This is a genomic window from Haloprofundus marisrubri (assembly GCF_001469955.1).
GTDB classification, from domain to species: Archaea; Halobacteriota; Halobacteria; order Halobacteriales; family Haloferacaceae; genus Haloprofundus; species Haloprofundus marisrubri.
The window spans coordinates 93,628-106,562 of the sequence record NZ_LOPU01000016.1; the positions used below are offsets into that span (position 1 = coordinate 93,628).

Genomic DNA, 12,935 nt, shown 5'->3' on the forward strand with positions numbered 1-12,935 from the left:
GTGGTAGATGTACATGAGCGAACACCCACTCGCAACCTACCTGCGCGACCACCCACGAATGATTGGCGTCCTGTTCACGATGACCCTGCTTCTCTCACAGGCGGGCGCTGTGGCGGCGAACAACGCGTTCTGCATCAAAGGCCCGTAGTCAGTCGCGTACGTCCATCTCGTCGCTCCACTGGAGCGTATCGTCCATTTTCACTGGCACTCGCTCCATACCGAGGAACTCCTGCAACTCGGTGGATTTGACCTCGAACTCGCCAACTTTCGAGGCGGCAAGATAGTACCTGTCAACGCTTTCGATGAGCGGCTTCACGATTGACCCGAGGTCAGACGAACCCGCTGGATAGTAGTCTACGCCAATCTCGAACCGTTCGTCCTCTTTCTTTTGCAGTGTGAGCACGCTCGGAACTCCCGTCTCGTTCTGGCACAACGACAACCCTCCGTCGCCGAGTACGATGTATCGGTTCCCGGTGAACACTTCGCGTTGGGCGATGACCAACGCCGACCGGAGCGTAAAGCCGCAGTTCAGCAACCGTGCGAGGGTCTGTCCCAGTTTCGTCGCCGTCGAGTTCGCTACGTCCGAGAGCGTCACGACGCCGCCGTAGCTTCCGGCGTCGACCAGCGCTTCGCCCTGTCTGTACGAACTACAGGCGTTGAGCAGGAACGACTCGACGGCCACCGCGTCGAGTTCCTGTGCGTCGAGAAAGCCGTCGGCGCACTGCATCCCGCGGTGGTCGACGTGGCCGATGTAGTGCAGGAAGTTCGTCGGCCGCGACAGTACCTCGGCGAGTTCCTCGCAAGTGAGGTCGTACTGGATGTCGATTTCGAACTGTAGCAGGTCTCTGAGACCGTACAGTTCGGCGACGACGCCCTCCTCGCGCATCTGCTCGTCGTTACAGACGACGGTGATGTCGATGCTCGTCCGGTCGGAGACGTCCCGTTCGAGACGGCGTCGGTAGGAGGCCGCCGTCGCCTTGCTCGCACCCAGCGGAAACCCCTCGCCGACCCACGCGTGTTCGACGGTCTCCGCCGGCCGTGGATGGACTATCTCCTCGGGTTCGTTCGTCTCGGACGCGCCGCGGACGAACGTTTCCGCTGTTTCGGTAGCCGTTGCGCTCCCTCCGGCCGCTGGCTCCCCTGCAGGCGCCGGTTCGCTTCGTCGGAAGAAGTCGGTCACCGCCTTCGGTTCGGGGTCCGGCGGTGTCAAAGACAACCGGTCGGGACACCGAACCAACGAGAGGTCGTTGGCGACGAACGGGAGCATCTCGACGTTCTCGGCGGTCGGTCGAACGTCCGTCGTGAGGTTCCACGCCGGTAGATGCGGTTCGAGCTCGGCAAAGGGTATCGAGAGATACGCCGCGAGTCGTTCGTCCAGCGGCAACTCGTACAACGAATCGAACGTCACGTCGAACGCCGACTCGACGGTGTGACGCTCGTGGAGGTCGACCGGGTAGTACCCTTCTGTCCGCGTGAGACAGTCCAAGAAGAACACCTGCCGGAGCGTCCGCCCGAGTTCACCCTCGACATCGCCATCGGGTGCGAGCGGGAACGACCGGCCGGCGGCGTCGAGTCGGGCCTCCGACCCCGGAACGACCGTCGCACCGAGGTAGTACGCCAAGGGCGCGCTGGCGTACACCGTCGAGCGTTCCGGCGGAAGCACTAATGTTACGCCTGTCTCCGGCCTTTCGAGGTGAGCGGGGGCCTCGAACGACTCCCCGCGTTCGACGAGTGGTGGATGGCCACGCAGCGTCGGGAACGACCGTTCCGGCGTCGTCGTCTTCAGCGCCGACCCGAGAAGCGAGATGGCGCGCATCGTCTCCTCGGGGTCGTCGGGGGTCGCAATCGTGCCCGCCGGTCGCTCGTGGAACGACCGCGCACCGACGTACACCTGCGTAGGTTCGCCGAACTCGAAAACCGTACTTCGCTCGTCGTAGCGTATCGAGACGGCGGCGTCGACGGCGACGAACAGTTTCATCGGTGCGGTCGTCACTTCGATGTCGTAGCCGTCGGCGTCGAGCGAAAGCCCGTTGCGATTCATCGACTGTGTGACGGTCCGCCCATCCTGCATCCGCACGATTGCGCCCGCCAACTTCGGTAAGCGAAGCGAGGCGGTGTGGAGTTCGACCGCGAAATCGACCGGGAAACAGAACGCCGAGGCGCTGGCTTCGACCGGCGTGGCCGGTTCGGGTGTGTACAGTTCGAACCGCGCGTTCTCGATGCTGTCGACCAGACAGATTCCGTCTCGATTCTCCGCAGGGACGCAGTGCAACGCCGTCACGACTGCCCCCTCATATCTGTATCCACCCCGTCGTTCCGTATCCGGGGACGTGCCATCGCTGTTCGGGGCCGTACGGTTCGCGCTGGCGGAGTTCGATGCGCGCGTCGAACAGATGCGCGAACCGACTTACTCGGGGACTGTCGTCGGCCACCGAGAGGTGGTAGTGACCCATCCCACGGCGGTCCTCGATGGTCGCACAGACACGCCGGAGAAACTCACGGAGCGGCTCGGTCCGGTGCTGTTCGGAGAGCGCACCCAACGAATCGACCGACAGTCGAAGTTCGCTCGGTCCGAACCCGCTGCCGTCGTCCAACGAGGTGATTGCACGCGAGATATCGAGTTCGAGGTGGCGGAGTTCGGCGTCGCCACGCTGGCCGTTCCGGTCGACGCTCTCGGCGGCCGACCGCTCGACGCGTTCGCGTTCGACGACCCGTACGTCGGCGTCGTCTGTGGAGACGCCGACGGGAAGGCGCGCGTCGATACCCTTCGTCGGCGTATCGGTGAGTGTCACGAGCCGTTTCCGCTTCTCGACGGGCGACCCGAGCAACCGTTGTGTCGCCCGCACCGTCACCGACTCCGACACCCCACCTGTGACGAGGATGTTGCAGCCTCGGTCTTTCAACCGCATCAGCTCCGCTCGGAGGGAATCTACCGACTCCTCTCCGCGACTTCGACCCTCGGCACGCATTTGTCTTTTGTTAGTTAACGTATATGATAAAGATTTGGAATCAACGACCTGATTTCGCCTGCCGACCCGGCGACTCACTCGCGGGGACCGAACCCCTAAAGGTAGGTGCGTCCGTCCATCGACCAATGACGACGACGCTCGGAACTGCGAGCGCGGCCCCTGGCGAGTTCGACACGGGCCGACTGGAGGTCGGTGAGGCACGCGACGGCAGTCCGGTCGGGCTTCCCGTCGCGGTGATAAACGGCGCTCGTGACGGTAAGACGCTCTATATTCAGGCGGCAAGCGACGGCGACGAACTCAACGGCGTCGGCGTCGTCCAACAGTCCATCCCCCAAATCGACCCCTCGACGCTGTCGGGGACGATACTCGTCGTCGGCATCGTCAACTACCACGCGTTTCAGGTCGCCCAGCACCGCAACCCCATCGACGACACGAAGATGAACCGGGCGTACCCCGGTGACCGCAACGGCACTTCGACGGAACGAATCGCGGCGGCGACGTTCGAGGCGGCGACTCGCGCCGACATCATTCTCGACCTCCACCAAGGCTCGACGAGTCGAATGATAAACGAGGTGCGGGTTCGCTGCGGTCCGCGCCACCGCCTGCACCGTGAGTGTCTCGAACTGGCGAAGACGTTCGGCTGTGGCTACATTCTCGACCAGAAAGGACCGGACGGGCAACTCGCCCGCGCGGGTCCCGACGAGGGGATTCCGACTATCGACCCCGAACTCGGCGGCTGTGTCGGATGGGACGACGAGAGCATCCGCCTCGGCGTCCGGGGTGTGTTCAACGTGCTCCACGGCTACGGCTTCCTCGATGGCGACGTGGACTCCGAACCCCAGACCCGCGCTGGCGGCTTCGACCAATACGGGTCGCCTGCCGGCGGCCTCGTCGACTTCCAGTGTGACCTCGGTGACCGCGTCTCCGCTGGTCAGACGCTGTTCGAGGTGACCGACGTGTTCGGTCAACTGAAAGGCCGCGTCACCGCCGACAACGCGGGTATCTTCTGGCGCTCGCGGCGACTCCCGCAGGTCGCCTCCGGCGAGTACGTCTGCTCGGTCGGTGTGAACATCGATTCGGTCTAAAACACTCACCTTTTGCGCTGTCATCGAAAAGCGATTCGCGCCTTCGAGGGTTCCTCGGCCCGTTCGCTCACGCCGGGAGAGCGAAGCTCTCCCAAGCTCTCGTTCGTCTCCGGCTCACGAGAACTCCGTTCGCTCGCGGTCGTCCTGCTTGGGACTTCTACGCTCCGCCTACACCGTCCAAACCGTCAGTTACTGGTGCGTAGGCACTGGTTACGGCTGTATGACGAGCCACCTCTCTTGCCCAGATTGCGGCCGAAGCTACGAGGACCGCTGGCGCTGTGAGTGCGGCCATCCCCTCGACTTCGCCGAGCGTCCGCTTCCCGACGGCCCTGCGCCGGGCCCGTCGTCGTTCGACGCCCGCGACGGCCTCTGGTCGTTCTCGGAGTTTCTACCCGTCGAACGCCGCGTCTCGCTCGGCGAGGGGATGACGCCGCTCGTCGAAAGCGACGAGTGGAACGCCCAGTTCAAGTTGGAGTACGTCTTCCCGACAGGCAGTTTCAAAGACCGCGGCGCGACGACGACGCTGTCGCGGGCGGCGGAACTCGGCGTCGACACCGTCGTCGAGGACTCCTCGGGTAACGCGGGCGCGGCAATCGCCACCTACGCCGCCCGCGCCGGTATCGACGCCGAAATCTACGTCCCGGCGTCGGTCAAACAGTCGAAACTCCGCGCTATCGAACGGGCAGGTGCGACGCCGGTCCGAGTCGAAGGTTCGCGCCAAGACGTGACCGACGCCTGCCTCTCGGCGGGCGACTCCGGCGACGGCTGGTACGCCAGCCACGCGTGGAATCCCGCGTTCTTCGCCGGGACGGCGACGTTCGCCTACGAGACGGCGCTGCAGCGCGACTGGGACGTACCCGACGCCGTGGTCACGCCGCTCGGTCACGGGACGCTGTTTCTCGGTGCCTACTCCGGCTTTCGCGCCCTCTACGACGCCGGATGGACCGACCGAATGCCGAAACTACTCGGCGCACAGGCCGCGGGCTACGCCCCAATCGCGGCGGAGTTACACGACGAAACTGCCGAAGAAAGCAACGACGTGGCCGACGGCATCCAGATTCGGGAACCGGTTCAGCGGGAGGCGATTCTTCGCGCCATCGACGACACAGACGGTGACGCTATCGCCCTCGGCGAATCGGTTGTCGCCGACGAACTCACCGAACTCCATCGCAACGGCTTCTACACCGAACCGACCTGTGCGGTCGCACCCGCCGCACTCCGAGCGTACCGCGAACGCGGCGTCCTCGACGCCGACAGCGACGTGGTCGTTCCGCTCACGGGGAGCGGGTTGAAGCAGTAGAACAGTCGATTCGACGTTCCGAGCGTGGCGGATGGATTTTTCGTGTCGCACCGAAAACAGGTCGTCGATGCCCGACTGGACGGACCCCGACACCCTCGCCGAACAGTACGCCGACGCTTCGAACCTCGACGCCCGGGTCGCACTCCACCGCGACTACAGCACTGCAGAACAGGACCTCCACGAGTGGCTGTTCGACCAGTTCGAGTTCTCGTCGGGTGCGCGCGTGCTCTCACTGGGTGCGGGGCCAGCACATATCTGGCGCAAAAACGTCGGTAGAGTTCCCGAAATAGACGTGTTCGTCACCGATTTCTCGGGTGGGATGGTCCGTGAGGCGCGGTCGGCACTCCCCGAAGATGGGCGATTTCGGTTCGCGCAGGTCGACGCCGCGTCGATTCCCTTTGCGGCGGATTCGTTCGACGTGGTCACGGCCAACCACATGCTGTACCACGTCGCCGACCGCGAGCACGCGATTTCGGAAATCGCCCGGATACTCCGTCCCGACGGCGTGTTCTACGCAGCGACTAACGGCGAATCGAATCTCGAAGAACTGCACTCGGTCGTCGAAAAACACCACGGCGGAGACAGTCCGTTTCGCGTCTCTTCGCGCTTTACGCTCGAAAACGGAGGTGCACAGATTCGAGAGCGCTTCGAGACAGTCGAGGTGCGACGACACGACAACTCGCTTCGCGTGACGGCGGCCGAACCGGTGGTCGCGTACGCACTGTCCGGGAACATCGTCGAATCGGAGAACGCTGAGGCGTTCGCTCGTCTCGTCGAGTCACGGATGGACGGCGGCGTCTTCGATATCGCCAAGGACGTCGGGCTATTCGTCGCGCGGAATCCGGTGTAACCCGTCGCTCAAAGCATCTCGTCGAGAGGGATGTACGCGCCCTCGTCGGCCGACACCCACGTGCTGAGCAGTTCTTCGTCGGTCGCGTCCGCTGGAAACAGTGTGCACCGGTCGGGGCCGAAACTGCTTGGCGAGATAACGTGGTCGACTTCGAACAGCCACGAGAGCTCAGGGGGAGTTTTCCACTCGTTTGTCACGGTTAGTGCTTAGAGACCCTCGGTCTTTACTATCGACTCGCTACCGACTGTACGGTTGTATTTACTGCGGCGTAACCTCCGATGTACTCGTCGGAAAGAACCGTTACGCCGAGTTTCGCTCGCGTGCGAGTTCGTTACCGTTCGGGATGCGTCGGCGTGTCGAACCCGCCTCTGACGAGCGGTTTTGCGATGTGTCGGCGCGCGCAAGGCGGCACTTCGTACCAGCCTTCTTCGAGGTCACGGTCGACGTACTGTTCGATTTTTCCCGCCTGCGTCGTCTTGCAGTCCCGACAGCGGTATCCCTGATTTCGACCGGCGCTCTCCATCCGACTGCCGCAGTCCGGACAGTCGGGAACGACCCTCTCGACCCGGTTCAGCGTCCGAACGGCGAACTTTTCCAGTTTCAGCGTGCCGTTCGATACCTCGCCGCAGACGGTGAGTTCGTCGCCCGTTCGAAGCGCCCGGACCCGGTTACGGAAGCGCTTCGTCGGTTCGAAGGCGACACAGGGGAGCGTCTCGCCCCCCTCGCTTTCGTCACCTTCGAGGGTCACGAACACGTGCCCTCCCGCCCGCGTCTCAGGTTCGGCGTACACGCGGCCGTCGAGGCGGTAGGCCCGCCCATCTTCGACGCTATCGAGCGTTCCAGCGCGTAAGTGGGCGTCCGTCCCTTGATTGGTCAGAAACAGCGCCGTCCGTTCGACCGGTTCGCTCTCGATGGCGGCGGCGACACGTTCGACCGACTCGGCGTCGTCACCGCGAATACCGTACAGAATCGGGCCGGGCGCGTTCGGCACGCAGACCGCCTGCCCTTCCTCGGTGTCGACGGTGTCCCACGCCTGTGGGTAGGCGGCCTCCGCGGCGGCGAACACCGAATCGACGTCGACGTCCCGGGGCGTTCCACAGCGCTCGAACTCACGATACGAGATGCGCTCGTACGTCCACTCCTCGAACGCCGCCCACGCGCCGACGGCCGCCAGCGCACCGATGCGTCCGCGGCCACCGTGCCACCCGCGGTGTCGGTAGCCTGCCGCCTCGGCGAGTTTCACTGCATCGTCGGTCGTGTGGAACTCGCGGACGCCGTCGCGCGCGAACTGCTGAATCGATTCGGACACCGCCGTCGGGTCGTCGTCGGCGACGACGACGCCGGGACTCGTTCGGGGGTCGTCACCGACTGCAAGACGGTCGACGACCGACGAGGCGAGTTCCATGGCTGTCTCGGGTGACACGTCGGTGTGAATCGCCAACGCGGCATTTCCTCGCGTTTTGTGCTTCACTGCGGGGTTGAGCCGAATCAGAAGCCGGCGTTCGACGTGCCCGCCGACCTCCCGAACCGCATCGGCGACGAGCGTCGCCGCGTACGTCGTACACATTCCCTGCTCTCGGGAGTCGGTGTCGTCGAGGCCGATGACTGTCACTGTCGGCGATTGTCGGGTGGGCCACATCCCGCTTTCGGGTCGTTGTTCTTCACTTAACGCTACCGGCCATGCGTGAAAGTAATCGACCGACGGCGGGCAGGTGGTCGGCGAAACGCCTATGTAGGTGGACGGGCTTATTACCCCCCATGTCCCGCTCCGCTCTGCTGGGGAACGTCACCGCGATGCTGCGCGACGCCGACTTCGTCGTCAGCGAACGCTGTGCAGTTCGCCCGAAGAGCTTCGACCTCGCCGCTCGCCGCGGCGAGGACCTCCTCCTTCTGAAGGTTCTGGGGAACATCGACGCCTTCGACGCCATCACGGGCGCGGAGATGCGCCGCCTCGGCAACTACCTCTCGGCGACGCCGATGGTGCTCGGCATGCGGACCCGCGACGAGGACCTCAAGCCGGGCGTGGTGTACTTCCGCCACGGCGTTCCGGTGTTCAACCCCGACACGGCGTACGACCTGTTCATCGAGGAGGTGCCGCCGCTCATCTACGCCGCTCCGGGCGGACTGTACGTCGACATCGACGGCGACCTGCTCGCCGACGAACGCGAGCGCCGTGGTTGGAGTCTCGGCCGCCTCGCCTCCGAACTCGGCGTCTCGCGTCGAACCGTCTCGAAGTACGAAGACGGGATGAACGCCAGTATCGACGTGGCCATCCAGTTAGAAGAGCTGTTCGAGCAGCCGTTCAGCACGCCCGTCTCGGTACTCGATGGGGCCGACGAGGTCCACGACGCCGACCCGACGCCGCAGGACCCCGAAGCCGACCCGGAGGACGCCCACGTCGTCACCGTGCTCACCCGCGCGGGCTTCGATATGCATCCGACGGCGCGCGCGCCGTTCAAAGCCGTCGGCGAGGACAGTGGCAGCAGCGAGGAGAACCTCCTGACGGGCCACTCGGCGTTCACCCGCTCCGCCGAGAAGCGTGCCCGCATCATGTCCTCGCTCGGTGAAGTCACGCGAACGCGTTCTGTGTACTTCGTCGAGAAACGCGCCAAGCGCGACTCGGTCGAAGGGACGGCGCTCGTCGGCTGTGACGAACTCGAAGCGATGACCGACCCCGACGACGTCCGCGACCTCATCCGCGAACGCGCCGACGAACCGGCGGACTGAGCGTCGAACGCCCGATTTTCTGGACAGTCCGAATGGCGGACCGACGGCGAGTTCTTGCGTTCGCGTGTTGTATGTGAACACATGGTCTACCCGAGTGCCGAGCGGTCGGGGCGGCTGAGCGAAGCCTTCGAAAATCTCGTCCTGTCGTGGCCGAACGTCCAAGTAGACTATCGACACGGCTACGCGACGTACTGCGTCGGAACCCGACCGTTCGCCGTCGTCGACGGGATGCGCTTGGCACTTACGGACCTCACGGCCGAGTCACGGGCGGCGCTCGAAAACGGGTGGTTCGTCGACCCGTTCCGCGGCGAGACGGGCGTCATGGAGACGTGGTCAACGGTGTGTATCTCGCCGGACGAACTCGAATCGTTGGTGCCGTTCGTCCGCCGGAGCTACGAGACGGCCAGAGAAGTCGGGCGGTAGCGATTAGCTCGCCGACCCGTACGTCTTTTCGAGGTACGCGACGATGTCGTCGCTTTCGGGCATCTACGTCCACCTTTTTCCGCCTCGGGTCCGCAAAGCGGACCGCTCGGCGCAAAAACCTGGGCGAAAAAAGCCGCTCGCTCTCTTCGGTCGCTCGCGGTTTAGCTCGCCGACCCGTACGTCTTTTCGAGGTACGCGACGATGTCGTCGCTTTCGGGCATCCCGTGAACGTCGTGTTCCTCGTCGACGAGTACGGGAACGCCGGTCTGTCCGCTCACTTCCTTCACTTCGGTGCGCTCGGAGTGCGAGCGCGGGACCATCTTCGACTCGTACTCCAAGTCGAGTTCGGCGAGTTTGTTCTTCACTTTCGCGCAGTACGGACAGCCCTCAAGTTCGTACAGGACGAGGTCGGACATCACCGGACGTTGGGTCGCCAGAAAATAAAGCCCACCGGGTGCGTGCAGCGGGCGCGCACACGGTGGAGGACTGTCTGCCTTCGAGTCGTCCCGATTACAGTCGCTGGCGCGTTGCCGCGACGCGTCGTCGGATGTGACCGCGGTTGACGACGAGTTCGGCCGCGGCCCAGCCGGCGAGTAGCAGTGCGCCGAGCACGGCGTAGACGAAGCCCCAACTGGAGAGCCACGCCGGCCGAATCCACGGCGTGAGGTGGCCCCACACCGTTGCGAACTCGCCGACCGGTTCTTCGAGTGGCGTGTCGAGGAACGGGCCGACAATCCAGTTACTGAAGGAGACGCGGTCACCTTCGCCCGGCGAGATGCCGGCGCTACCGGAGAGTTCGTAGCTTCCTTCGGTCCCCATGTCGCTCGTCGTCGGGCCGTTCGACCCGCCCCCGTGGGCGACGCGTTCGGCGTCGTACGGCCCCCACGTCGCGTAGTACTCCCAGACGATTTCGCCCTGCGGCGTCACCTCGATGACGCGGTGGTTCATCGTGTCGGTGATGAGCGTGTTGCCGTTCGGCAGGCGGTCGGCGTCGCGCGGCCACGTCAGTTGGCCTTCACCGACTTCCCACGTCTGGACCCACTCGCCGTCGCTGCTCACCGCTTGCGACACGTTTCCGCTCGCGTTGCTCTCGGAGTCGTTGTCGACGTACTCGTACTCGACGACGCGGTGGTTCTCGGAGTCGGCGACGAGGATGACGGGGTTGCCGTCCTCGCTCATCATGAAGTCGGGGTTGTGCTGCTCGTTGAGCACGTCGTGGTTGTCGTCGGACCCGAGTCGGAGGTCTATCTCGCCGCTGGTTCGGTTGACGAGGATGGCTTGGTCGAAGTTCCGCGGCGAGAGCAACAGATGCTCGTCGCCGACGGCTTCGATGTCGTTGACGTGCGACCAGTCGTCGTTCATCCCGCCGTCGGTGTTGATGTCGTAGTGGTCGCGGAAATACCACTCCCAGGTAATCTCGTCGGTCGTACGGTTGTAGATGAAGATTCGGTCGTCGCTGCGGCCCGCCGAATCGTTCCACTCGCGCATGTTGGCGACGGCTATCTCCTCGTCGTTCAGCATCGTCGCGTCGTGGGTGTCGACGATGTCGAACTCCTCCTCCCAGACGCGTTCTTGCGTTTCGGGGTTCAGTTCGTAGGTGAGCGTCTTGCCGGGGCGCGTCGAGACGACGAACAGATTTCCGTTGTCGAGCGGGTCGACGTCGTAGAACCACGTCGCACCGCGTTTCTCGCCGTCGTACACCCACTCGGTCTCACCGCGTTCGTCGACCGAAACCAGCCGTGCGGGCTTCTTGCGGTTCCCTTCGCCTTGGAAGTGAAATCCTTGGACGCTGATGACCGTCGACCCGTTGGCGCGGTCGGTAACGGTTCCGCGCTGCAGCGACGTCTCGTCGTCGGGGTCGTACGTGACGGCGGCCATGCCGGCCGGGACGAACAGACCGACGACTGCGAACGCGACGAGCGCTCGCAGTATCCACCGTGTGGAGGGCATATCCATGCCCTTCGATTAGTCGTTACTGCTATGAAAGTTGATGTTCACGCCGCCGGTCGGTTCAGCGGCGTTCTCGTTCGATATCCCGAGGCCGGGCGAGACTACAGTTGCCCGGCGAGAACACCGCTGGTGCGAACGAAGAAATAGAAGACGAACGCGGCCGCCAGTGCCCACTGACCTACGCCCACGTCGTCGATTTCACCGGCCGCGAGTTTGACGAGCGGATACGAGATGATGCCGGCGGCGATGCCGTACGCGATGGAGAACGTAAACGGCATCACGAGGATGGTCAGCCCCGCGGGCACCGCCTGCGTGATGTCGTTCCAGGCGATGTCGACGACGTTGCGAAGCATCAGCACCGCGACGACGACGAGCGCGATGTGAGAGGCGTACTGCGGAATCGCCGCCGCCAGCGGGACGAGCGCCAGCGACGCGACGAACAACAGCGCGACGACGAGCGCGGTCATCCCGGTCCGGCCACCCTCCTCGACACCGGTGGAGGATTCGATGTACGTCGTCACCGTGGAGGTTCCGAGAATCCCGCCGACGGTGGTGCCGACGGCGTCGGCCATCAGCGGTTGGTCGATGTCGGGCAGGTTGCCGTCCTCGTCGAGGAAGCCACCGGTCTGACCGACGCCGACGAGCGTTCCGGCCGTGTCGAAGAAGTCGACGAAGAAGAACGTGAAGACGACGAGCGAGAAGGCGAGCGCGTCGACGTTTGACAACCCTTCGATGAACGCGCCGATGAGCGGAGTGATATCGTAGCCCGCGGGGTCGTAGGTGAGCGTCGTATCACCGACGAGTGACGAGGAGAGAAGCGTCGTCCCCTGCGGTGCTTGGTCGGCGGGGAAGGCGTTGTACCCCAGCGCCGACGCCGCGTAGCCGACGACCGAGGTGAGAACGATACCGAGCGCGATAGAACCGCGGACGCCGCGAGCGTACAGCGCGAACGTCACGAACAGACCGACGACGGAGATGATGGCGACGGGGTCCTGTGCGAAAACGGGGTTGAACGTGACGAGCGTCGACGCGTCGCCGGCGACGACGCGCATCGCCTGCAACCCGATGATGGCCAAAAAGAGGCCGATACCACCGCCGACGGCGAACTTGACGGGTTCCGGAACGAGGTTGATGACGTACTCACGCGCGCCGATAGCGGTGAGAAAGATGAACAGCAGTCCTTCGACGACGACGGCGGCCAGCGCCGTCTGCCACGGAATCCCGAGTCCCAACACGACGGTGAAGGCGAAGAAGGCGTTCAACCCTAAGCCGGGCGCCTGCGCGAACGGCCGTTTCGCGTACAGCGCCATCACGAACGTCGCCACCGCCGCCGAGATGAGCGTCACGACGGCGAGCATCTGCACCGTCTGCGCGTCGGTTCGGTTCCCCACGTCGATGGCCGCGCTCAGAATCTGCGGGTTGACGACGACGATGTAACTCATCGTCAGGAACGTCGTGATGCCCGCGAGAACCTCCGTTCGTAAGTCTGTCCCGTGCTCCTCGAATTCGAAGTACGAATCCAGTAACCCCATGTTGGTCGATGATGCATTATCGACTTAAGAATTACCATCTAATCGTGCATAGTTGTGCATCTATGCGGATACGACTCTGTCGAAAAATTCCGGCTCCGG

General features: G+C 64.1%; 13 protein-coding genes. 6 read left to right on the forward strand and 7 right to left on the reverse strand.

Annotation, left to right across the window (positions count from 1 at the left end):
• Positions 1–13 precede the first annotated feature (13 nt).
• Entirely contained in the window at positions 14–148 is a 135-nt protein-coding gene (locus tag AUR64_RS21210) for a DUF7503 family protein (protein ID WP_276203528.1), read from the forward strand.
• Here AUR64_RS21210 and AUR64_RS03480 read toward each other — a convergent pair whose 3' ends face one another.
• Positions 149–2,281 (reverse strand): hypothetical protein, encoded by a 2,133-nt coding sequence (locus AUR64_RS03480; protein WP_058580559.1) that lies wholly within the window; start codon positions 2,279–2,281, stop codon positions 149–151.
• A gap of 10 nt (positions 2,282–2,291) precedes the next feature.
• A complete protein-coding gene (locus AUR64_RS03485) occupies positions 2,292–2,909 on the reverse strand; it encodes a DUF7504 family protein (protein WP_155120500.1) in 618 nt (205 codons plus the stop codon).
• 185 nt (positions 2,910–3,094) lie between these two features.
• Here AUR64_RS03485 and AUR64_RS03490 point away from each other — a divergent pair, with 185 nt between their 5' ends.
• The 3 genes from AUR64_RS03490 to AUR64_RS03500 all read left to right on the forward strand — a co-directional run bounded on the left by AUR64_RS03490 (position 3,095) and on the right by AUR64_RS03500 (position 6,204).
• Positions 3,095–4,054 (forward strand): succinylglutamate desuccinylase/aspartoacylase family protein, encoded by a 960-nt coding sequence (locus AUR64_RS03490; RefSeq protein WP_058580561.1) that lies wholly within the window; start codon positions 3,095–3,097, stop codon positions 4,052–4,054.
• Positions 4,055–4,274: 220 nt separating this feature from the next.
• Positions 4,275–5,354, forward strand: a complete 1,080-nt coding sequence (locus tag AUR64_RS03495; protein ID WP_058580562.1) for a threonine synthase — start codon at positions 4,275–4,277, stop codon at positions 5,352–5,354.
• A gap of 67 nt (positions 5,355–5,421) precedes the next feature.
• Positions 5,422–6,204: a class I SAM-dependent methyltransferase gene (locus tag AUR64_RS03500; protein WP_058580563.1), complete on the forward strand. Its 783-nt coding sequence runs from the start codon at positions 5,422–5,424 to the stop codon at positions 6,202–6,204.
• Between the two features lie 8 nt (positions 6,205–6,212).
• Here the strand turns inward: AUR64_RS03500 and AUR64_RS03505 are convergent, their stop codons facing one another.
• Positions 6,213–6,401, reverse strand: coding sequence for a DUF7511 domain-containing protein (locus AUR64_RS03505; protein WP_058580564.1), 189 nt, complete (start codon positions 6,399–6,401; stop codon positions 6,213–6,215).
• 134 nt (positions 6,402–6,535) lie between these two features.
• Positions 6,536–7,816: a tRNA(Ile)(2)-agmatinylcytidine synthase gene (locus tag AUR64_RS03510; protein ID WP_058580846.1), complete on the reverse strand. Its 1,281-nt coding sequence runs from the start codon at positions 7,814–7,816 to the stop codon at positions 6,536–6,538.
• A 146-nt stretch (positions 7,817–7,962) separates the two neighbouring features.
• On the opposite strand from AUR64_RS03510, the gene AUR64_RS03515 reads away from it, so the two are divergent.
• Together AUR64_RS03515 and AUR64_RS03520 are read left to right on the forward strand one after the other, a co-directional pair.
• The gene (locus AUR64_RS03515; protein ID WP_058580565.1) at positions 7,963–8,931 is read left to right on the forward strand and encodes a transcriptional regulator; all 969 of its coding nucleotides are present in this window, start codon (positions 7,963–7,965) and stop codon (positions 8,929–8,931) included.
• Positions 8,932–9,012: 81 nt separating this feature from the next.
• The gene (locus AUR64_RS03520; RefSeq protein ID WP_058580566.1) at positions 9,013–9,354 is read left to right on the forward strand and encodes a hypothetical protein; all 342 of its coding nucleotides are present in this window, start codon (positions 9,013–9,015) and stop codon (positions 9,352–9,354) included.
• Positions 9,355–9,515: 161 nt separating this feature from the next.
• Here AUR64_RS03520 and AUR64_RS03525 read toward each other — a convergent pair whose 3' ends face one another.
• The 3 genes from AUR64_RS03525 to AUR64_RS03535 all read right to left on the reverse strand — a co-directional run bounded on the left by AUR64_RS03525 (position 9,516) and on the right by AUR64_RS03535 (position 12,836).
• Complete coding sequence (locus tag AUR64_RS03525) at positions 9,516–9,770, reverse strand: glutathione S-transferase N-terminal domain-containing protein (RefSeq protein ID WP_058580567.1); 255 nt, start codon at positions 9,768–9,770, stop codon at positions 9,516–9,518.
• A gap of 94 nt (positions 9,771–9,864) precedes the next feature.
• Complete coding sequence (locus AUR64_RS03530) at positions 9,865–11,310, reverse strand: arylsulfotransferase family protein (protein WP_058580568.1); 1,446 nt, start codon at positions 11,308–11,310, stop codon at positions 9,865–9,867.
• Between the two features lie 95 nt (positions 11,311–11,405).
• A complete protein-coding gene (locus AUR64_RS03535) occupies positions 11,406–12,836 on the reverse strand; it encodes an NCS2 family permease (protein WP_058580569.1) in 1,431 nt (476 codons plus the stop codon).
• Positions 12,837–12,935: the final 99 nt, after the last annotated feature.